This window comes from Glycomyces tarimensis (genome assembly GCF_054776215.1).
This window is the reverse complement of sequence record NZ_BAAHCB010000001.1, coordinates 380033-398689: the sequence shown is the minus strand read 5'-3', so window position 1 is coordinate 398689 and position 18657 is coordinate 380033. Positions and strand designations below refer to the sequence as shown.

At 70.4% G+C, this 18657-nt stretch carries 16 protein-coding genes; 11 read left to right on the top strand and 5 right to left on the bottom strand.

Annotated elements, in window-relative coordinates:
• Positions 1 to 3 precede the first annotated feature (3 nt).
• From fxlM to ACYVK3_RS01885, 4 genes are all read left to right on the top strand, one after another.
• Complete coding sequence (fxlM, locus tag ACYVK3_RS01900; protein WP_460495543.1) at positions 4 to 1212, top strand: class I SAM-dependent methyltransferase; 1209 nt, start codon at positions 4 to 6, stop codon at positions 1210 to 1212.
• 346 nt (positions 1213 to 1558) lie between these two features.
• Positions 1559 to 3352 (top strand): ABC transporter ATP-binding protein, encoded by a 1794-nt coding sequence (locus ACYVK3_RS01895; protein WP_460495542.1) that lies wholly within the window; start codon positions 1559 to 1561, stop codon positions 3350 to 3352.
• Positions 3353 to 3501: 149 nt separating this feature from the next.
• Positions 3502 to 4542 (top strand): PI-PLC domain-containing protein, encoded by a 1041-nt coding sequence (locus ACYVK3_RS01890; protein WP_460495541.1) that lies wholly within the window; start codon positions 3502 to 3504, stop codon positions 4540 to 4542.
• Between the two features lie 135 nt (positions 4543 to 4677).
• Positions 4678 to 5016 (top strand): VOC family protein, encoded by a 339-nt coding sequence (locus ACYVK3_RS01885; protein ID WP_460495540.1) that lies wholly within the window; start codon positions 4678 to 4680, stop codon positions 5014 to 5016.
• Here the strand turns inward: ACYVK3_RS01885 and ACYVK3_RS01880 are convergent.
• The gene (locus tag ACYVK3_RS01880; RefSeq protein WP_460495539.1) at positions 5013 to 5567 is read right to left on the bottom strand and encodes a GNAT family N-acetyltransferase; all 555 of its coding nucleotides are present in this window, start codon (positions 5565 to 5567) and stop codon (positions 5013 to 5015) included. The two genes, ACYVK3_RS01885 and ACYVK3_RS01880, sit on opposite strands and share 4 nt — an antisense overlap.
• A 101-nt stretch (positions 5568 to 5668) precedes the next feature.
• Here ACYVK3_RS01880 and ACYVK3_RS01875 point away from each other — a divergent pair, with 101 nt between their 5' ends.
• Together ACYVK3_RS01875 and ACYVK3_RS01870 are read left to right on the top strand one after the other, a co-directional pair.
• Positions 5669 to 7141, top strand: coding sequence for a periplasmic substrate-binding domain-containing protein (locus ACYVK3_RS01875; protein WP_460495538.1), 1473 nt, complete (start codon positions 5669 to 5671; stop codon positions 7139 to 7141).
• Between the two features lies 1 nt (position 7142).
• On the top strand, positions 7143 to 8852 hold the full coding sequence (locus ACYVK3_RS01870; RefSeq protein WP_460495536.1) for an ABC transporter permease subunit: 1710 nt from the start codon (positions 7143 to 7145) through the stop codon (positions 8850 to 8852).
• On the opposite strand, the gene ACYVK3_RS01865 is transcribed toward ACYVK3_RS01870, so the two are convergent.
• The 4 genes from ACYVK3_RS01865 to ACYVK3_RS01850 form a co-directional block, all read right to left on the bottom strand.
• Entirely contained in the window at positions 8842 to 9633 is a 792-nt protein-coding gene (locus tag ACYVK3_RS01865; protein WP_460495535.1) for a VOC family protein, read from the bottom strand. The genes ACYVK3_RS01870 and ACYVK3_RS01865 overlap by 11 nt on opposite strands.
• Positions 9634 to 9786: 153 nt before the next feature.
• On the bottom strand, positions 9787 to 10620 hold the full coding sequence (locus tag ACYVK3_RS01860) for a VOC family protein (RefSeq protein WP_460495534.1): 834 nt from the start codon (positions 10618 to 10620) through the stop codon (positions 9787 to 9789).
• 196 nt (positions 10621 to 10816) lie between these two features.
• Positions 10817 to 11203 (bottom strand): large conductance mechanosensitive channel protein MscL, encoded by a 387-nt coding sequence (gene mscL, locus ACYVK3_RS01855; protein ID WP_460495533.1) that lies wholly within the window; start codon positions 11201 to 11203, stop codon positions 10817 to 10819.
• A gap of 82 nt (positions 11204 to 11285) precedes the next feature.
• Positions 11286 to 12326: a LacI family DNA-binding transcriptional regulator gene (locus tag ACYVK3_RS01850; RefSeq protein WP_460495532.1), complete on the bottom strand. Its 1041-nt coding sequence runs from the start codon at positions 12324 to 12326 to the stop codon at positions 11286 to 11288.
• 589 nt (positions 12327 to 12915) lie between these two features.
• Between ACYVK3_RS01850 and ACYVK3_RS01845 the strand changes: the two genes are divergently transcribed.
• The 5 genes from ACYVK3_RS01845 (at position 12916) to ACYVK3_RS01825 (ending at position 18635) form a co-directional block, all read left to right on the top strand.
• Positions 12916 to 14214 (top strand): ammonium transporter, encoded by a 1299-nt coding sequence (locus ACYVK3_RS01845; protein WP_460495531.1) that lies wholly within the window; start codon positions 12916 to 12918, stop codon positions 14212 to 14214.
• Positions 14215 to 14344: 130 nt separating this feature from the next.
• Positions 14345 to 15880 carry a signal recognition particle protein gene (gene ffh, locus ACYVK3_RS01840; RefSeq protein ID WP_460495530.1) on the top strand — a complete coding sequence of 512 codons (1536 nt, stop codon included), beginning with the start codon at positions 14345 to 14347 and terminating at the stop codon, positions 15878 to 15880.
• Between the two features lie 2 nt (positions 15881 to 15882).
• Positions 15883 to 16956 (top strand): amidohydrolase family protein, encoded by a 1074-nt coding sequence (locus tag ACYVK3_RS01835; RefSeq protein WP_460495529.1) that lies wholly within the window; start codon positions 15883 to 15885, stop codon positions 16954 to 16956.
• Positions 16957 to 17661: 705 nt separating this feature from the next.
• A complete protein-coding gene (locus ACYVK3_RS01830) occupies positions 17662 to 18024 on the top strand; it encodes a DUF4190 domain-containing protein (protein ID WP_460495528.1) in 363 nt (120 codons plus the stop codon).
• Positions 18025 to 18131: 107 nt separating this feature from the next.
• Positions 18132 to 18635, top strand: a complete 504-nt coding sequence (locus tag ACYVK3_RS01825) for a DUF4190 domain-containing protein (RefSeq protein ID WP_460495527.1) — start codon at positions 18132 to 18134, stop codon at positions 18633 to 18635.
• The last annotated feature ends 22 nt before the right edge of the window (positions 18636 to 18657 follow it).

Sequence of the window (18657 nt, the reverse complement as noted above, 5' to 3'; positions counted from 1 at the left end):
AGCGTGAGTCATCGCACGGACACCGCAGGTGAGGAGGCGCGCCGGCGTCGCGCCCGCCTCGTCGAGCGGCTCCACGAGCGCGGATCGCTCCGCTCCGCGCCGGTGCGTGAGGCGATGCTCGACGTGCCCAGGCACCTGTTCGTGCCCGAGGCCCCGCTGCGGGCCGCCTACTCCGACGATGTGTTCGTCACCAAGCGCAACCACGAGGGCGACCCCGTCAGCTCCGCCTCGCAGCCCGCCATCGTGGCCGAGATGCTCGAGCAGCTCGATGTGCGTCCGGGCCACCGCGTCCTCGAGATCGGGGCCGGCACCGGGTACAACGCGGCACTGCTCGACTCCCTTGTCGGACCGGGTGGCTCGGTGACGACCGTCGACCTCGACGACGACACCGTCAAGCGGGCGCGCGCGGCCTTGGAGGCCGTCGGGTGCGAGCGAGTCCGCGTCGTCCGCGGCGACGGTGAACTCGGCTGGGCCGACGGCGCGCCGTACGACCGCGTCATCGTCACCGTCGCCACCTGGGACCTGCCGCTAGCCTGGTGGGACCAGCTCTCCCAGGGCGGCAGGCTCGTCGCGCCGCTCCAGATTCGCAGCTCAGAGCACTCGATCGCCTTCGAGCTCTCCGGAGGCGTCATGCACAGCCGGTCCATCATCACCTGCGGGTTCATGCCCATGCGCGGTCTCGGCCGGCACGAGAGCCAGGTCGTCGAGCTCTCCGAGGGCCGCATCATCACCTTCCACGCCGATCCGGAGGTCGAGGCCGAAGCGGCGCGCGGCGTGCTCGACCAGCGCGGCGCCACCGTCTGGACGGGCGTCCGCATCGCACCGGGCGAGGACACGGCCCAGTTGTCGCTGTGGCTGGCCTGCGCGTTCAGCGGCTACGGGCGCATGAGCGCGCCGTTCGGGGATCACGGGAAGCTCCGGCTCATCCTGCGCTGGGCCAATCCGGCGGTCGTCCACGGCCGAGCGTTCGCGTACCTGGCGTGCCGGCGCGCCGTCGATGTGAGCGGTATCGAGGTCGGCGTGTGCGGGCACGGGACCGGCGGCTTGGAGCTGGCGCAGCGCATAGCGCGGCAGGTCGTCGCATGGGACCGCGAGGCCCGCAGCGGACGCCGTCTTCAGATCGAGGCATACCGGTCCGACGCGGGGCCCGGCGCCGAGGGCCGGTTCGTGGTGCCCAAGCGGCACAGCCGCCTGGCGATCCGACTCGCCTAGTATCGGGCGCGGTCGACGTGACCCGCCCCTGCACGGCGATGATCCGCGTTCCGCCGCGCGGCATCGACGCCGTTCCTTTCAGGATGATCGCCTGGCGTGCCCGTGCCGACCGCGGGCGCTCCCTGACCGCACGGATGTGATCGGTGGAGTCACCTTTCGACAACGACTCCTTCGGGCTCTTCGTCATGGCGGCCCCCTGGCAGGACCGAGCCCCAGAGCGGGCGAGCCGGCCCGCCCGGTCTTACGCCCCCAGGCGGACGCCGTTCTACGACCTTGGTGGGACGCGAGAGTCGCACGGCGCGGGTAGCGTCAATGGCAACCGCCCACACCCAGCGGAGGAACACCCATGTCTGAAACCGGCACCATGGCCGCGACCGCACCGGCGGCCGACGCCACCGCGGCCGCCGACGCTCCGGTGAAGGCCCCGATCTCGCGATTGTGGACCTACGCCCGCCAGCACCTGCGCCTGCTCCTCATCGGCGGCGCGCTCTCATTCCTGGGCGGGATCACCGGCCTGATCCAGCCCCTCATCGCCATGGACATCATCGAGGCGCTCTCGGACGACACGTCCCTGCGCGATCCGCTGCTGCTCCTGGCCGGCGTCGTCATCGTCGGCGGCGTCCTCAGCGCCTTCGGCCCCTACCTCATGCAGATCGCCGGCCAGGATGTCGTCCTGAGCGTGCGCAAGCGCCTCATCGGCACGCTGGTCCGACTCCAGGTCTCCGAGGTCGACCGACTGCGCCCCGGCGACCTGGTCTCGCGACTCACCTCCGACACCAACCTCCTGCGCACCGTCGCCAGCACCACCGTCATCGGCGGCGTCACCGACTCGTTCATGCTCATCGGCGGCATCGCCCTCATGGCCTGGCTCGACCTGATCCTGTTCGGCACCACCATGGCCATGGTGGTACTCGTGACCGTCACGATGATGTTCATCATGCCGCGCATCCAGAGCGCCACAGTGGACTCACAGAAGGCCCTGGGTGACATGGGCTCGCTGCTGGAGCGCATCTTCAGCGCCTTCCGCACCGTCAAGGCGTCCAGCGCCGAGGAGTACGAGATCGCGCGCCTCGAACAGGCCGCCACGAGCGCCCGCGACAAGGGCGTCCGCGCGTCCCTGTGGGAAGGGCTGGCCGGCGTCGCCGCATGGCTGCCGATCAACATCGCCTTCCTCATGGTCCTCGGCGTCGGCGGCGCCCGCGTCGCCTCGGGAGCGATGGACGTCGGCACGCTCATCGGTTTCCTGCTGCTGCTGTTCTACCTCATGGGACCGGTCAACGGCCTGGTCGCCTCGCTCTCGCAGCTCCAGACCGGCCTGGCCGCCGTCAAGCGCATCGAGGACGTCGCCGAGCTCGACGCCGAGGCGCCGACGAACGGCACCGTGATCGAGACCGGCTCCGGCCCGGCTCGGGTGGCGTTCCAGGACGTCACCTTCCGCTACGCCGACGATCTGCCGTACGTCCACCACGGCGTCACCTTCGCCTCGAGCGGCACGGGCCTGACCGCGCTCGTCGGCCCCTCCGGCGCGGGGAAGACGACGGTGTTCTCGCTCATCGAACGCTTCTACCCGGCCACCAGCGGCTTGGTCACGGTCGACGGCCGCGAGGTCTCCGAATGGCCGCTGGCGACCCTGCGCCGCATGATCGGCTACGTCGAGCAGGACGCGCCGGTCCTGCACGGGACGCTGCGCGAGAACCTCGTCATGGCCGCGCCCGACGCCACCGAGCACGAGATCGAAGACGTCGTCAAGCTCGCCCGCCTCACCGACCTCGTCGGGCGCCTCCCCGACGGGCTCGATTCGCCGATCGGCTACCGGGGCATGACGATCTCCGGCGGCGAGCGGCAGCGCGTGGCCATCGCGCGGGCGCTGCTGCGCAAGCCGAGGCTGCTGCTGCTCGACGAGGCCACCTCGCAGCTCGACGCCACCAACGAGGCGGCGCTCAAACAGGTCATGCTCGACGCCGCCGAGCGCACCAACGTGCTCGTCGTCGCGCACCGGCTCTCGACCGTCACCAGCGCCGACCAGATCGTCGTGCTCGACGCCGGGCGGGTGCGCGCGGTCGGCTCGCACGCCGAACTCGTCGAGCACGACGAGCTCTACCGCGACCTGGCCGCCTCGCAACTGCTCACCGCCAAATGAGCGCCTGGCACGACCGCCTCGACGAAGCGGGGGACTGACGGGCCGATTTCCACGAGCGTTCAGTCGACGTTCACAGCCGGGAAGGCTGCCCGACCGCCTCGGCCGGTGTACTGGTGATCCCCAGTCCCCGACCGAAGAGGATGCAGCGAATGTCCCGAAAGGGCGCACTCCTTCGCGGTTTCACCGCGATCACCGCCGCCGCCGCGGTGATCGCGGCGGCCTCCGCTCCCGCCGCCGCCAAGCCCCGCCACGAGCCGTCCGACGAGCCGATCGTCATCGCCCACCGCGGCGCCAGCGGCTACCTCCCCGAGCACACGCTGGAGGCGTACGAGCTCGCCGTCGACCTCGGGGTCGACGTCATCGAGCCCGACCTGGTCCTCACCGCCGACGGCGAACTGCTGGCCCGCCACGAGCCGATGCTCAGCGGCACGACCGACGTGGCCGAACACCCCGAGTTCGCCGACCGCAAGACCACCAAGACGATCGACGGCCGGCCCGTCACCGACTGGTTCGCCGACGACTTCACCCTCGCCGAACTCAAGACCCTCCGCGCCGAAGAGCGCATCCCGGAGCTGCGCCCGCGCAGCGCCAAGTGGGACGGGAAGTTCCAGCTCGTCACCTACGACGAGGTCCTCGACTACGTCGCGACCCTCGACCGCGAGGTCGTGACCTACCCCGAGATGAAGCACCCCGGCTACTACAAGGCGATGGGGCTGAGCATCGAGGACGCCCTGGCCGATCTGCTCGAGGAGCGCGGACTCGACGAGGAGGACTCGCCGGTGTGGGTGCAGTCCTTCGAGTACCCGAGCCTGGTCGAGATCGACGAGCGCATCGACAACCCGGTCGGGCTCAACATCGGCGGCTCCGGCGAGATCTCCGACGCCGACCTGGACCTGTACGCCGACACGCTGGACACGATCAGCCTGAACAAGGACCGGATCATCCCGCGCGACGCCGAGGGCTACCTGCTCGAGCCGACCGACGTCGTCGACCGCGCCCACGACCGCGGCCTCCAGGTGCACGTGTGGACGTTCCGCAGCGAGAACACCTTCCTGCCCGCGGACCTGCGCAAGGGCCACAAGGCCGGCAAGTGGGGTCGCTACAAGGCCGAGTACGAGCTGTTCTACGAGCTCGGCGTCGACGCGGTCTTCAGCGACCACCCGGACAAGGCGATCGCCGCACGCGAATAAGGACCGTCTCCAGCCCAGGACTCGATTGAGCGCCGAGGGGCCGCCCCAGCCGCCGGGACGGCCCCTCGGCCGTGTGCGCTCGGAGGATGCCCGATCACGGGCGCCGGTGTCGGTCCCCGCTGCGATCATGAGCGGATGAACGAACAGATCGTCCCCCTCCTCAAGGTCAAGGACGCCGCGGCCGCGCTGCCGTGGTACGAGCGCATGGGCTTCACCGAGCAGTGGGTCCACCGCTTCGAGCCGGGGTTCCCGGCGTTCATGGAGATCGCCCGCGGCCAGATGCGGCTCTTCCTCTCCGAGCACGAGGGCGACGCCCCTAGGGAGGGGTCGGTGTATCTCTTCGTGCGGGACGTGGACGCCGTCGCCGCCGAGTTCGGCGCCGCCGCCGAGGACACCGCATGGGGGACGCGCGAAGTGGAACTGCGCGATCCCGACGGGAACCGCCTGCGGATCGGACGGCGCCTGCGTCCTTAGCGGTCCAAGACCAGCTCGAAATGCACGGTCTCGAACGCGACCGCGCGCTCATCGTGCCGCGCGTCCTCGTCGGCGGCGCGCTCGTCGTAGACGATCTTCCCCCGCGTCTGCCAGAACTCCACCGCTCCGGGCGTGCGCGCGTCGGTGTGCAGGTAGACGGCCGTGTACCGATCGCGCGAGGCCGCGAAGTCCAGGCAGGCGTCCACGAGTGCGCCCGCCAGGCCGCGCCTGCGGTGCTCGGGCCGCACGTAGACGCGGTACAGGCTCGCCGTGTGCCCGACCTCGAAGCGCGAGGCGACCTCGATCGGGTGCGGCGGGGAGGTCGGCGTCTGGCCCCGTACGCCGGCGGTCGCCATGACCGCGCCGTCCCGCTCGGCCACGAACAGCACATTGTCCTCGGGCGCCAGGTAGAACGACTCCATGTCGATGATGTCGGAGTGCCATTGCGGCAGGTAGCCGTGCCCGAAGTCGCGGTACACGGTGTCGAGCATGACCGATCGCGCCTGCGCGAGATCCTCGGGCTGTGCCTGGCGGACAACGTAACCGTTCACACCTCTATTGCCACGCAGGCTTGCGGTACTCGACATGCGTGCCATTATTGCATGCAGTTTGCAATAAGAAAGAATATGCGATAAGAGATGAAGGTCACTCCATGCCCTTGAATCGCCGCACCCTCCTCGGCACCACCGCGCCCCTCGCGCTCGGCGGCCTCCTCGCCGGCGCGGGCTGCTTCTCCCCGGACTCGGCCGCCTCCGAACGCCTCACCATCGCCATGGCCCTCGCCCCGGCCGCCGGCCTCTCGCCCCACTCCGACGACGCCTTCCTCCTCACCCGCTGGGCCGTCACCGAGACCCTCGTCGGCCTCGACGCCGACGGCACCCCCGGACCGCGCCTCGCCGCCGCATGGACCCGGATCGACGACACCACTTGGGAGTTCACGCTCCGCGACGACGTCGTCTTCCACGACGGCACCGTCCTCGACGCCGAAGCCGCCGCCCGGTCCCTCAACGCCGCGGCCGAAGCCGCCGCCGTCCCGCGCGTCATCGACGGCCTCGGCCTCGCCGCCGAGACCGCCGGCGACCTCACCGTTCACGTCACCACCGCCGAAGCCGATCCCCTACTGCCCCAACGCCTCTCCAGCCCCCAGCTCGCCATCCTCGCCCCCGCCGCCTTCGCCGGCGACGCCGTCGACCCCATCGGCCACGCCACCGGCCCGTTCACCATCGCCGAGGCCACCGCCACCGGCGCCGTCATGGAACGCCACGACGACTACTGGGGCGAGCGGGCCGCCATGGACGGCTTCGCCGCCGACTACGTTCCCGACGCCGCCACCCGCGTCGCCGCTCTCCGCTCCGGCGAAGCCGACGTCATCGAGGCCGTCCCCTACGCCCAGATCGAGACCCTCGACCCCGAGCGGCTCCAAGACGCCCCCACCGCCAGGACCGTCAGCTGCTACCTCAACACCGCCGACGGCCCGCTCGCCGACCCCGGCCTGCGTGCCGCCGTCGCCGCCGCGATCGACCCCGCCCCGATCGTCGACGACATCTACGAAGGCCGCGCCGACGCCCCCGAGGGCCTGTTCGGGCCCGCCCTCGCCTGGGCCGCCGACCACCGCGAGCACACCCTGCCCGAGGCGACCGAACCCGCCGGCGAGACGCTGACCCTCGCCACCTACGCCAACCGGGCCGAACTGCCCGAGACGCTCACCGTCATCGCCGCCCAGCTCGAAGCGGCCGGCTTCGCCGTCGAGACCGAGGTGCGCGACTACAACGACATCGAGCCCGACATGCTCGCCGGCGCCTTCGACGCGTTCCTCATGTCCCGCTCGGTCGTCCAGGACTCCGGCGACGCCTACACCTACCTGGAGAGCGACTTCACCAGCGGCGGCGGCTTCAACGTCTCCCGACTCCAGGACCCGGCCGTGGACGAGGCGGTCGCGGCGATCGCCACGGCGGCCGACCGCCAAGGCGCGGTGCTCGACGCCGAGGCCGCCGTCCTGGCCACCGCCGCCGTCGTCCCCGTCGCCCACGAGCGCCTCGTCATCGGCGTCTCCGACCGCGTCGCCAACGTCGCCGCCGACCCGCGCGAACTCGCGATCATCACCGCGGCGACCACCGTCGACTAGCGTGCACCTCAAAGCGGTCGCGGCGCGGGCGGCCGCGCTCCTCGCCGTCGTCACCGCGATCGGCTTCCTCCCCTGGATCGCCGAACGCGACCCCGCCCTGACCGTCCTGCGCGCCCGCTACCCCGGACGCGAATCCACTCCCGAGGTCCTCGCCGCCGTCCGCGCCGACCTCGGCCTCGACGCCGGCCCGTGGCCACTGCTGCGCGACTGGCTCACCGGCCTCGCCCGCGGCGACCTCGGCACGTCATGGGTCGACGGACGGCCCGTCGCCGAGACCGTCGTCCCGGCGCTCGGAGTCTCCCTGACCGTCATGGGCGCGGCACTCATCGTCGCCTTCGCCGTCGTCGCGAGCGCCTGCGCTCCGGCGCTGCGCCGCGCCGCGGACGGCCGCCCCGGCCGCGCCCGCGGCGTCGCCGTCGCCGCGCTCGTCGCCCTGCCCGACTTCCTCATCGCGACCCTCGGCATCGCCGTCCTCGCCGCCTGGGCCGGCCTGCTGCCCGTCTACGGCTTCGACACGCCCGCCCACCTGGTGCTGCCCGCGCTCGCAATGGGGCTGCCCGGCGGCGCCGTCCTGGCGCGGCTCGGCCGCGACGCCATCGGCGCCACCGCCGGAGAGGACTGGGTGCGCCAGTGGCGTGCCTCGGGCTACCGCCGCTCGCGCATCGTCCGCGGCCTGCTCAAACGCGCCGTTCCGCCGCTGCTCCCGCAGATCGCCATCGTCGCCGTCAGCACCACCGGCAGCGCCGTAGCCGTGGAGACGATCTTCGCGATCCCCGGGCTCGGACGAGCCGCGCTGGCCGCCGCCGACGCGCAAGACCTGCCGACCCTCCAGGCCTGCATGGCGATCCTCATCGGACTCGGCTTCACCGGCGGCGTCCTCGCCCATATCGCGTCGCGACGCCTCGGCGCACCCGCGAAGGCCGAGGCCGCACCGCTCGCCCCGCCCGCCACGGGCAGCCGGGGCCGCGGGCTCGCCTGGATCGCCGCCACCGCCGGGCCGCTCCTCGTCGCCGTGGCCTTCGGGCTCGCCCGCGCGGCCGACGGCGTCGCCACCGCCGAACGCCTCGCCGGGCCCTCGTGGTCGCAGCCGCTCGGAACCGACTCGCTCGGGCGCGACGTCCTCGCCAGGCTCGGACACGGGACACTGTGGACCGTGGGGGCGGCGCTCGCGGCGTGCGCGCTCGCCTATCTCGTCGCGCTCGCGCTCGGCTTCACTCCGCGCCTGGCCCACCCGCTCGCCGAGGCGGTGAACTCGTTCCCGATCGCCATCGCGGGCATCCTCGTGGTGGTGGCGCTCGGGCGCGGCCAGTTCGGGGCGGTCCTGGCGGTCACCGCCGTCTCCTGGCCCCCGCTCGCGGCGCACGCGGCCGAGCTCGTGGCGCAGGCCCGCGCGGCCGGGCACGTGGAGGCGCGGCGGGCGCTCGGTGCCGGCCCGCTGTGGATGCTGAGGAAGCACGTGCTGCCGCTGACGGTCGGCCCGCTGGCGGCGCACGCGGGTCTGCGGTTGCCCGGCATGGCGCTCGGGATCGCCTCGCTCGGTTTCCTCGGGCTCGGCGCCGGGGCCGACTCACCGGAGTGGGGCGCGAGCCTGGCGCGATCGATGCCCTATCTCGAACGCGCGCCCTTCGCGACGCTCGCCCCGGCCGCGGCGATGGTCGCCATGACGCTGGCCGTCATGGCGGCGGTCTCCTTGCCGCTTACTAGACGCTGAAGTCCATGTACTGCACGATCGAGAGGATCGTGCCCGAAGGCGCGGTGATGGCCCCGATCCGCGAACCAGGAGCCTCCATCGGCCGCCCGATCGTCGAGCCGCCCAGCGAGGCCGCGGCAGTCCAGACCAGGTCGATGTCGGACACCCTGATCAGCGGGTGCCACTCGGCCGGCCGTTCCGGATCGACCTCGTCGCCGTGACAGCCGCCGAACTCGCTCTCGCCGCCGGCGGGGCGCAGGGCCGCGTACGGACGCGGATTGTCCGGGCTCTCCCACGGCGGGGTGGTCACCGTCCAGCCCAGCAGGTCTTCGTAGAACCGCATGGCGTCGGCCGGGACGCCGTCGTAGCCGTACTCGACCCAGGCGACGGCGTTGTCCTCGCCGAAGGCCTTGAAGCCCGTGTCGTCCTCGTACGGCTGTATCAGACCGAACCGGGCTCCGCGGGGGTCGTCGATCTCGGAGTACCGGAGCGAGCCGGCCACGTCGGAGGGCTCGGTGATCACGGCGCCGCCCAGTTCCGCGGCGCGCGCGGTCGACCTGTCGCAGTCGGCGACGTGAAAGTAGAGCGTCAGCGTCCGGCTCGGGCTCTGGTCGGGCGGGGCGGGCCACAGACCCATCACTTCGCGGCCGTCCTTGCGGAAATCGTGGTAGTTGAAGGATTCTTCGCCGAAGTCGCGGGCCTCCCATCCGAAGAGCCGTTTGTAGAACTCGACGTCCTTTTCGAGCTCGGAGGTCATGGCGTCGGCCCAGATCGGGGCTCCGAGCGCGATCGATGTCGGCATGTGCACCACTCCTTCGCGGTTATGGTTCGCTGGACAACGCCACCGTGGCATGCGGGTACGACGTTCGCAGGGCTTCCACCGGTTTCGGCGGAACAGGGCGGATTCCGTTCACGCCTTCGAAAGCGGTAGGCGGCCGGGCCGGCGACCCGGCCCTCAGACCTCCGAGATCATGCCGAACAGCGCGCCGGTCGGTGAGGTCAGCGTCGCGCTGCGCCGGTCGGCGTCATCGCCCGGCGGCAGCACCACCGAGGCTCCCAGGTCCACCGCACGGGCCGTGGCGCGGTCGACCGACTCGACGCCGAAGCACACCACCCACTGCGGCGGCAACTCGGTCTCGGGGCCCGACGCGGCATGGCAGCCGCCGAAGCCGCTCCCCGCCCCGCGGACCCGCAGATCGACATAGGGCGCCGGATCGTCCGGGTCTTCCGCTCGCGGCGAAGCTTGGAAGCCGCCGATCGGCTCGGTGGGAACGACCAGCGACCAGTCCAGCAGCTCGGCGTAGAACTGCATCGCCTCGGCGGGAACGCCGTCGAAGACGTATTCGCACCACGCCACGGCGCCCGGCTCCCCGTACGCCATGAAGCCCGCGACGTCGTTCAGCGGTTCGAACAGGCCGAACACGCCGCCGTCGGGGTCGCGCATGCTGGCGTACACCAGATCGTCGCCGACGCGCATCGGGCGCGTGATCGCGTTCGCGCCGAGCTTCTCGGCCTCCACGGCGGTCGTGACGCAGTCCTGGACGCGGAACGCGACGCCCCAGCTCGCGGGCTTGTCCCGCTGGTCGGACTGGTTCGGGGCCATACCCGCCACGGCGCGGGCGTTGGCGACGCTGGTGCCCAGGCAGAACTCGGTGTAGTGCCCGTACTCCTCGCCGCTGTCGAACGTCGTCCAACCGAACAATCTCGTGTAGAAGGCGAGTTCGGAGGCCATATCAGGGGTGTTCGAGTCGACCCATATGGGCGCTCCGAGGGGAATCGAGATCGGCATGTGCACCGCTCCTCTGCGGTCGGTGATGCAACTGCAGCTCACGTTCCCACGCGGGTGCGACCGCCGCAAGAGCGTCAGTCCACAGTTACCCGATCGCCGGTCCGCGCCACCGAGAACCGGCCCCGATTCCACCGACGGCGCGGTTCGGTCAGACCGTCGCGGCCGTGCGTCCCAAGCCGCTCGCAGCGCGTCGCGGCTATGCGCTTCGATCCGTTCGCAGCGCGTCGCGGATCTGCTCCAGGAGCACGATCTGCTCCTCGCGCTCCACTTTCGCCTCTTCTTCACGCGTCATGATCCGTTCGCGGAGCTTGTTGAACGGCAGCACGATCACGAAGTACACCGCCAAGGCCGTCAGGAAGAACACGAACAGCCCGTTGAGGAAGGCGCCGTAGGGGAACACGACGTCGTTGACCGTGAAGCCGCCGCCGATCTCCGCGCCGCCGGTGACCAGCGCGATGAGCGGGTGCAGGAACGCATCGCCGAACGAGGCGACCAGGTCGGTCATGGCCACGCCCATCACCACCGCGACCGCCAGCTCGACCACGTTGCCACGCATCAGGAACTCTTTGAATCCTTGGATCATGACCAGAGTCTCGCATCCGGGCGCCCGGGAACACCGGCCGTGCGGGCCGGTGTCGGGCCATTCGACCGACCGGGGAGCGCCCCTAACGCGGCGGCGGCCCCGAGGTCTCGCGAATGATGAGCTCCGGGGCCTGCCACGCCGGCGCGGGTTTGGGAATCGAGCTGTCGAGGCGGTGCCGCAGCAGCTCGAACGCGCCCTTGCCGACGGTCTCGAAGTCCTGGTTCACGGTCGTGAGCGCCGGCGTGGTGTACGCCGCGAACGGCGCGTTGTCGAAGCCGATGATGCTGAGGTCGCCCGGGACGCTGCGCCCGTGCAGGTGCGCGGCGCGGAGCGCGGCGAGGGCGAGGTCGTCGTTGCCGCACAGGATCGCGGTGACCGACTCGTCGGCCACCAGCGGCCGCACCGCCTCGAAGGCCTCCGGGATCGTCCATCCCGACACCACCATCGGCGGGACGCGCCTGTCGGCCTGCCGGAGGGCGTCCTCCCAGCCCTCGGCCCGGTGCGACTTGCGGTCGGCCTCGGTCCCGACCGCCGTGGGGATCGCGAGGTGGTGGACGGTCTCGTGTCCGAGTTCGAGCAAATACCGGGTGGCCTCGCCGGCGACCGAGCCGTCGTCGAGGCCGATGAGCCACGGCTCGTCGAACTCCTTGCCGGTGTACTCGCCGACGGCGACCATCGCCTGCGGTTGCGCGGCCAGCAGCGTGCGGCGGGCACGCATGCCCGGCTCGTCGTGCGCGATGACGATCGTCGGCTCGCCGGCCCTGGGTAGACGGGCGACGATGTCGGCGTCGGAGTGGGTTTCGGCGGGGTCGAGCACCGAGATGGAGACGCTCCAGCCCGCGGCGCGGGCGGCCTTCTCGATGCCCCTCAGGGACGCCTCGCTGCCGTACAGGGAGGTGTCCGCGGTGAGGACGGTCAGCGACTGGGCGGCGCCTCCGGCGAGGGTCCGAGCCAGGCGGTTCGGCCGGTAGCCCAGTTCGGTGATCGCGGCCAGCACCCGGTCGCGGGTGTCGGCGGCGACCCGGGGCGAGCCGTTGACGACCCGTGAGACGGTCTGATGCGAGACGCCGGCCAGTTTGGCCACATCCCATATGCTGGCTGCCTTCTTCGGCTCAGCGCTCATTGCGGTCGGTCACCTTCTAGTCTGCGGTTGTTCGCCACGCCGCACCGGGATGTGGGGGAGGCCGCCGCCGTGGCGCTCGGCTGCGACCCGGGGCCGGACGCGCCCGATGCACTTGTGCCAGCGTAGTTGGCATCGTCAGCAACGTGGGTAACGGTGCCCGCACAGCGTCTCTCCAGGGACACGATTCGGTAACGACGAGGTCATGGCGCGGAAGTGGATCGCCCGCCGTCCGGCGCGCAAGGGGCGAGCCGGGAAACCGTCACTCAAGCCCCGTTCGCCACTGCCGCGCCTGCCGTAGCGGCCTCCGCAACCGCCGTGAGCAGGAGTTCACACGTTGGAAATCTTTCGCGACAACTTCTTAACACGGAGGCTCGGGTCGCGTAACACGTCACGGTGAAGCTGACATGACTCCGGTAGGTAGGAGCATCACGCGCCGGCCGCTCGCCGCCTCGCTTCGAGGAGGCTCGCCGGGCCATGACGGCCCTTCGGTCGGCGCGTGACACCTACCCCCGAGCAGCGCCGCTCCCCTCGAAACGCCGGAAGACCTGAAGCCCGCAACATACCCAATCTCTGGAGAGAGGAGGCGGCCATGCCCGAGCTCGATACCGGCAATAACGCCTGGATCCTGATCTCAGCCGCCCTTGTTCTGCTCATGACGCCCGGCCTTGCCCTGTTCTACGGCGGCCTGACGCGGGCCAAGAGCGTCATCAACATGATGATGAAGTGCCTGGTCGCGATCGGCACCACCAGCATCGTGTGGGTCCTGGTCGGTGAGTCGATCGCTCTGGGCGACGGCTCCGGCAACCAGTTCTTCAGCATGGACGTCAGCTCCGCGTTCGGTCTGCGCTACGTCACCGAGCTCGGCGTCGACGACGCCGGCGTCTCGACCGGTGCCATGTCGGCGTTCGGCATGATGTTCGCCATCATCACCGTGGCGCTCATCGCCGGCGCGGTCGCCGACCGCATGAAGTTCTCCGCTTGGGTCGTCTTCGCCACCGTTTGGGTGGTCCTGGTCTACGCCCCCGTCGCCTACTGGGTGTGGGGCGACGGCTGGATCGGCGAGCTCGGTGTGCTCGACTTCGCCGGAGGCACCGCGGTCCACGCGAACGCCGGTGCCGCCGCCCTGGCCCTGGCCCTGGTCGTCGGCCGCCGCGTCGGCTGGAAGGACGGCAACTTCGCGCCGCACAACCTGCCCCTGGTCGTGATCGGCACCGCCCTGCTGTGGTTCGGCTGGTTCGGCTTCAACGCCGGCTCGGCCTTCGTCTCCGACGCGATCGCCGGCATCGCCCTGCTGAACACGCAGGTCGCCACCGCCGCCGCGATTCTCGCCTGGCTCGTCGTCGACCGCATCCGGGGCATCAAGCCGTCGGTGCTCGGCGCCTGCTCCGGCGTCATCGCCGGCCTGGTCGCCATCACCCCGGCCGCGGGCCTGGTCACGCCGCTCGGCGCGATCGCCGTCGGCGCCGTCGCCGGCCTCATCTGCCCGCTGGCCATCGGCCTGAAGCACAAGCTCGGCTACGACGACTCGCTCGACGTGGTCGGCCTGCACATGGTCGCCGGCATCTGGGGCTCCATCGCGGTCGGCCTGTTCGCCTTCGGCGACATCACCGACGGCACCAGCGGCGTCTTCTACGGCGGCGACTTCGGCTTCCTGGCCAACCAGACCCTCGCGGTCATGGCCGTGGTCGCCTACTCGTTCGTCGTGGCGCTCGTCATCGGCCTGATCCTGAAGGCCACCATGGGCGTTCGGATCAGCGAGGACGAGGAGCTCGCGGGCATCGACGCGGCCCAGCACGGCGAGGCCGGCTACGACCTGCCCGTCAACGGCGAGGCCATCACCACCGCTCCGATCTCCGAGGCGGACACGCCCGAGAAGATCGAGGCCTAGGGACCCGCATCGTCTCTCCTGCGGGCGGCCGCTCGGCTTCACGGCTGAGCGGCCGCCCTTTTCGCCTTTCCGGGTATGACCGTTAAGCTCGTATGAGTACCCTGCTCAAACACCACCGAGAGGTTCGCCCGTGTTCGACGCCTTGTCAGAACGTTTGTCGGGAATCTTCGAGTCCATCCGCGGCAAAGGCCGTCTGACCGAAGCCGACATCGACGCCACCGCCCGCGAGATCCGCCTGGCGCTGCTCGAGGCCGACGTCGCCCTCCCTGTGGTCAGGACCTTCATCGCTCAGGTCAAGGAGCGGTGCAAGGGGAGCGAGGTCTCCAAGGCCCTCAACCCCACGCAGCAGATCATCAAGATCGTCAACGAGGAGCTCGTGGGCATCCTCGGCGGCGAGACGCGCCGGCTGAACTACGCCAAGCAGCCCCCCACCGTCATCATGCTCGCCGGCCTCCAGGGCGCCGGTAAGACGACCCTCGCCGGGAAGCTCGCCAAGCACCTCAAGGGCGAGGGCCACTCGCCGCTGCTCGTCGCCGCCGACCTCCAGCGGCCCAACGCCGTCGGCCAGCTGGAGATCATCGCCGAGCGCGCCGGCGTCGCGGTCTACGCGCCCGAGCCCGGCTCGGGCGTCGGCGACCCGATCAAGGTCGCCGCCGACTCCATCGACGAGGCCAAGAAGGCCGGCCGCGACGTGGTGATCATCGACACCGCCGGCCGCCTCGGCATCGACGAGGAGATGATGGCGCAGGCCCGCGACATCCGCGACGCCACGAAGCCCGACGAGGTCGTCTTCGTCATCGACGCCATGATCGGCCAGGACGCCGTCACCACCGCCGAGGCGTTCCGCGACGGCGTCGGCATCACCGGCGTGGTCCTCTCCAAACTCGACGGCGACGCCCGCGGCGGCGCCGCGCTCTCGGTCCGGCACGTCACCGGTCAGCCGATCCTGTTCGCCTCCACCGGCGAGAAGCTCGAGGACTTCGACGTCTTCCACCCCGACCGGATGGCCTCGCGCATCCTCGGCATGGGCGACATGCTCACGCTCATCGAACAGGCCGAGGCCGCGTTCGAGACCGAGCAGAAAGAGGAGATGACCCAGAAGCTCCTCGAAGGCGAGGACTTCACCCTCGAGGACTTCCTCGACCAGATGCAGGCCATCCGCAAGATGGGGCCGATCGGCAACATCCTCAAGATGATGCCGGGCATGGGCCAGATGAAGGACCAGATCGAGTCGATCGACGACAAGCAGATCGACCGCACCACCGCGATCATCCGGTCGATGACGCCCGAGGAGCGGCGCAACTCCAAGGTCATCAACGGCTCGCGCCGCCTGCGCATCGCCAACGGCTCGGGCGTGACCGTCTCCGAGGTCAACCAGCTGCTCACCCGCTTCAAGGACGCCCAGAAGATGATGCGTCAGATGACCGGCGCGATGGGCCTGCCCGGGGGCGGCGGCGGCAAGGCCACCAAGTCGCCCTACGGCAAGCGCAAAGGCAAGAAGGGCAAGAAGAAGGTCGTGCGCCGCGGCGGCGGCCGTCCCGGCGGGATGCCGCAGCTGCCCTCCGGCGCGCCCGGCGAGATGCCGGACCTCTCGCAGATGAACCAGGCCGATCTGCCCGACATCGACATCGACCAGTTCATGAAGCAGCAGAAAAAGAAGAAGTGATCATGGGCGCCCTTCACCTGCGGGTGGTCTGGCTGCCCGACGACACCGTCCGCGACCTCTACGTCGAGGGCGACAAGATCACCTTCGAACCGGTCGCGGGCGCCGAGACCGTCGCGACGAGCGGCTACGCGCTGCCCGGCCTGGTCGACGCCCACTGCCACATCGGCATCCGGCGCGGCGCCGCGCCGATCGAATCGCTCGACGAGGCCCGCTCGCTGGCCCGCACCGACCGCGACGCCGGCGTGCTGGCCATCCGCGACGCCGGCTCGCCCTACCCCTATCCCGAGCTCGTCGGCGAGAAGGACCTCCCGCGCCTCGTCCGCGCCGGGCACCACGTCGCCGCCTCCAGGCGCTACCTGCGCGGCATCGGGATCGAATGCGAACCCGAGGAGGCCGTGGCCGAGCTGGCCCGGCAGGCGAAGTTCGGTGACGGCTGGGTCAAGCTCGTCGGCGACTGGATCGACCGCGGCAAGGGCGATCTCGCGCCGAGCTTCGAACCCGAGATTCTGACCGCCGCCATCCACGCCGCCCAAGCCGAGGGCGCGAAGGTCGCCGTGCACACCTTCTCCGAGGAGGCCGTCGCCTGTGTCGTCGAGGCCGGGGCGGACTCCATCGAGCACGGCACCGGGCTCTCGGCCGAGCTGCTCGACCGCATGGCGGCTCAAGGCACCGCCCTGGTGCCGACGATGATCAACATCGAGACCTTCGACGACATCGCCGCGGGCGCCGACGCCAAGTTCCCGACCTACGCCGACCACATGCGGCGACTCAAGGCGGGCTTCGCCGACGTCGTGCGCGCCGCCTGGGAGGCCGGCGTGCCGGTCTATCTCGGCACCGACGCGGGCGGCGGCATCGACCACGGCCTGGCCGCCGAGGAGATGCACCTGCTGCACACCAAGGCCGGGATGCCCGCCGCCGAGGTCCTCGCTGCGGCCTCGTGGGCCGCCCGCGAGTGGCTCGGCCTGAGCGCCGACCTCGGCGACGTCGTCGTCTACGGCACCGACCCGCGCACCGACCTCGCCGCCGTCCGCGAACCCGAACTGATCATCTTGCGCGGCAGCATCCTGAGTCGCTAGTTCGCGACGGCGCCGCCAGTGGTCGGATCGCATTCCTTCGGGCCCCTTTGCGGATGAATTCGACCGCTTCGGCAATCGCCTATACCCGCCCCAGCGGTACGGGAGCATGCCGAACGCTCCCGTACCGCAGAACGGTTCGGGTGCCACCGCCCCGATACTCGGCATCGTCGGTGCCGCGACGAGTTGGATTCCGTATGTCGCCTGCCTCGGTTGGATCGCCTGCGTTCTGGCGATGGTCTTCGGCGTGACCGTCCTTTCCAAAGCCAATGGCGGAAAAGCCGCAACCGGAAGCCGGCAATTGCGGGATCGGGTCTCGCAATCGCGTCGTCGGTGGTCCCGACCGAATCGGCTGTCGTGGCAGCGACCGAAACCGGATCGGACGCGCAGGGTGGAGCCGTTGACGATCCCGACGACTCAGAGGAGGAAGCGCCCGAAGAAGCGGAGAGCCCTATCGCATCGGCGACGGGCTGTGGGAAGTCGGATAAATCGAAGCGGGACTGCGTCTGGACGCTGGAGTGACCGATCCGGACACTCCATAGCTGCGGGTCGAGCACGAATGGCATTGCGTGGCAAGCCGATTCCCCGCAGCGCTTGAGCGGTCTGGTGAATTCGACGGTGGATCGGCAATCGGTTCACGGCAGGTCGCACCTCTCGGATATGGTGAACGCGAGCACAATCTTCCGACTTCCTGGAGGTTCATAGAACATGACCGTCCCGCCGAACCCGAACGATCCCAACAACCCGCCCGGCAACATGCCGCCGCCCCCGCCTCCCGGTCACGGCCAGCAGCCTGCCCAGCCTCCCAAGAACGGCATGGGCACCTCCGGCCTCGTCCTCGGCATCATCGGTGTCGTGGGCGGCCTGTTCATCCCCTGCATCGGCTGGATCCTCGGCATCCTCGCCGTCATCTTCGGCGCCTTGGGCTTCTCACGCGCCAACAAGGGCGAGGCCACCAACAAGAACGCGGCGCTGTGGGGGCTCATCCTCGGCATCGTGGCGATTGTCGTGGCGACCCTCGCCGTGTTCATCTGGTCCGACGTCAACTCCGAATGGATGAATTCGAACTGACCGGGGCCACCCGACCCCTTCCCGAGCATCCCTTGCCTCAATGGTGTGGCAGGGGTTGTATATGGTGAACGCCTATCTCAACCGCCCGAACAGAGAGTGTTGCTGCGATGTCATATCCTCCGCCTCCGGACCAGTCCGGCCAGGGCGGTTTCCAGTACGACCCGTACGGCAACCAGCCCGGATCCCAGCCCCCCGGCCCCCAGAGCGGAGGCTACAGCCCCCAGCAACCCGGTTACGCGGCTCAGCAGCCCGGCTACGGCCAGCCCCAGCAGCCGTACGCTCAGCCCGGCATGGCGCCCGCGATGGCCCCGCAGTACGGCGGCATGCCGCCGCAGCAGCTGCCCAAGGGCCTCGCGATCGCCTCGATGGTGCTCGGCATCGTCGGAGCAGCGCTCTTCTGCATCCCGTTCGTGAACTTCGTCTGCGCCATCCTGGCCGCGATCATGGGCGGCATCGGGCTCAAGAAGGCGAACGCCGGCCAGGCCGGCGGCAAGGGCATGGCCATCACCGGCCTGGTGCTCGGCATCATCGTCTGCAGCTGGTTCGCGCTCTGGATCATCATGTGGATCTCCGGAGCGGTGTCCATGGGCGTCACGGGCGCGACCATGTAGCTCGCAGGTCGTTGCACACGCG

What these genes read in the sequence shown, in the direction of transcription:
- ACYVK3_RS01895 (WP_460495542.1), top strand. Translation starts at nt 1,559, where the DNA reads ATGTCTGAAACCGGCACCATGGCCGCGACCGCACCGGCGGCCGACGCC.
- ACYVK3_RS01845 (WP_460495531.1), top strand. Translation starts at nt 12,916, where the DNA reads ATGCCCGAGCTCGATACCGGCAATAACGCCTGGATCCTGATCTCAGCC.
- ACYVK3_RS01830 (WP_460495528.1), top strand. Translation starts at nt 17,662, where the DNA reads ATGACCGTCCCGCCGAACCCGAACGATCCCAACAACCCGCCCGGCAAC.
- ACYVK3_RS01865 (WP_460495535.1), bottom strand. Translation starts at nt 9,633, where the DNA reads ATGCCGACATCGATCGCGCTCGGAGCCCCGATCTGGGCCGACGCCATG.
- ACYVK3_RS01875 (WP_460495538.1), top strand. Translation starts at nt 5,669, where the DNA reads ATGCCCTTGAATCGCCGCACCCTCCTCGGCACCACCGCGCCCCTCGCG.
- ACYVK3_RS01885 (WP_460495540.1), top strand. Translation starts at nt 4,678, where the DNA reads ATGAACGAACAGATCGTCCCCCTCCTCAAGGTCAAGGACGCCGCGGCC.
- ACYVK3_RS01835 (WP_460495529.1), top strand. Translation starts at nt 15,883, where the DNA reads ATGGGCGCCCTTCACCTGCGGGTGGTCTGGCTGCCCGACGACACCGTC.
- ACYVK3_RS01850 (WP_460495532.1), bottom strand. Translation starts at nt 12,326, where the DNA reads ATGAGCGCTGAGCCGAAGAAGGCAGCCAGCATATGGGATGTGGCCAAA.
- ACYVK3_RS01825 (WP_460495527.1), top strand. Translation starts at nt 18,132, where the DNA reads ATGTCATATCCTCCGCCTCCGGACCAGTCCGGCCAGGGCGGTTTCCAG.
- mscL (WP_460495533.1), bottom strand. Translation starts at nt 11,203, where the DNA reads ATGATCCAAGGATTCAAAGAGTTCCTGATGCGTGGCAACGTGGTCGAG.
- ACYVK3_RS01890 (WP_460495541.1), top strand. Translation starts at nt 3,502, where the DNA reads ATGTCCCGAAAGGGCGCACTCCTTCGCGGTTTCACCGCGATCACCGCC.
- ACYVK3_RS01860 (WP_460495534.1), bottom strand. Translation starts at nt 10,620, where the DNA reads ATGCCGATCTCGATTCCCCTCGGAGCGCCCATATGGGTCGACTCGAAC.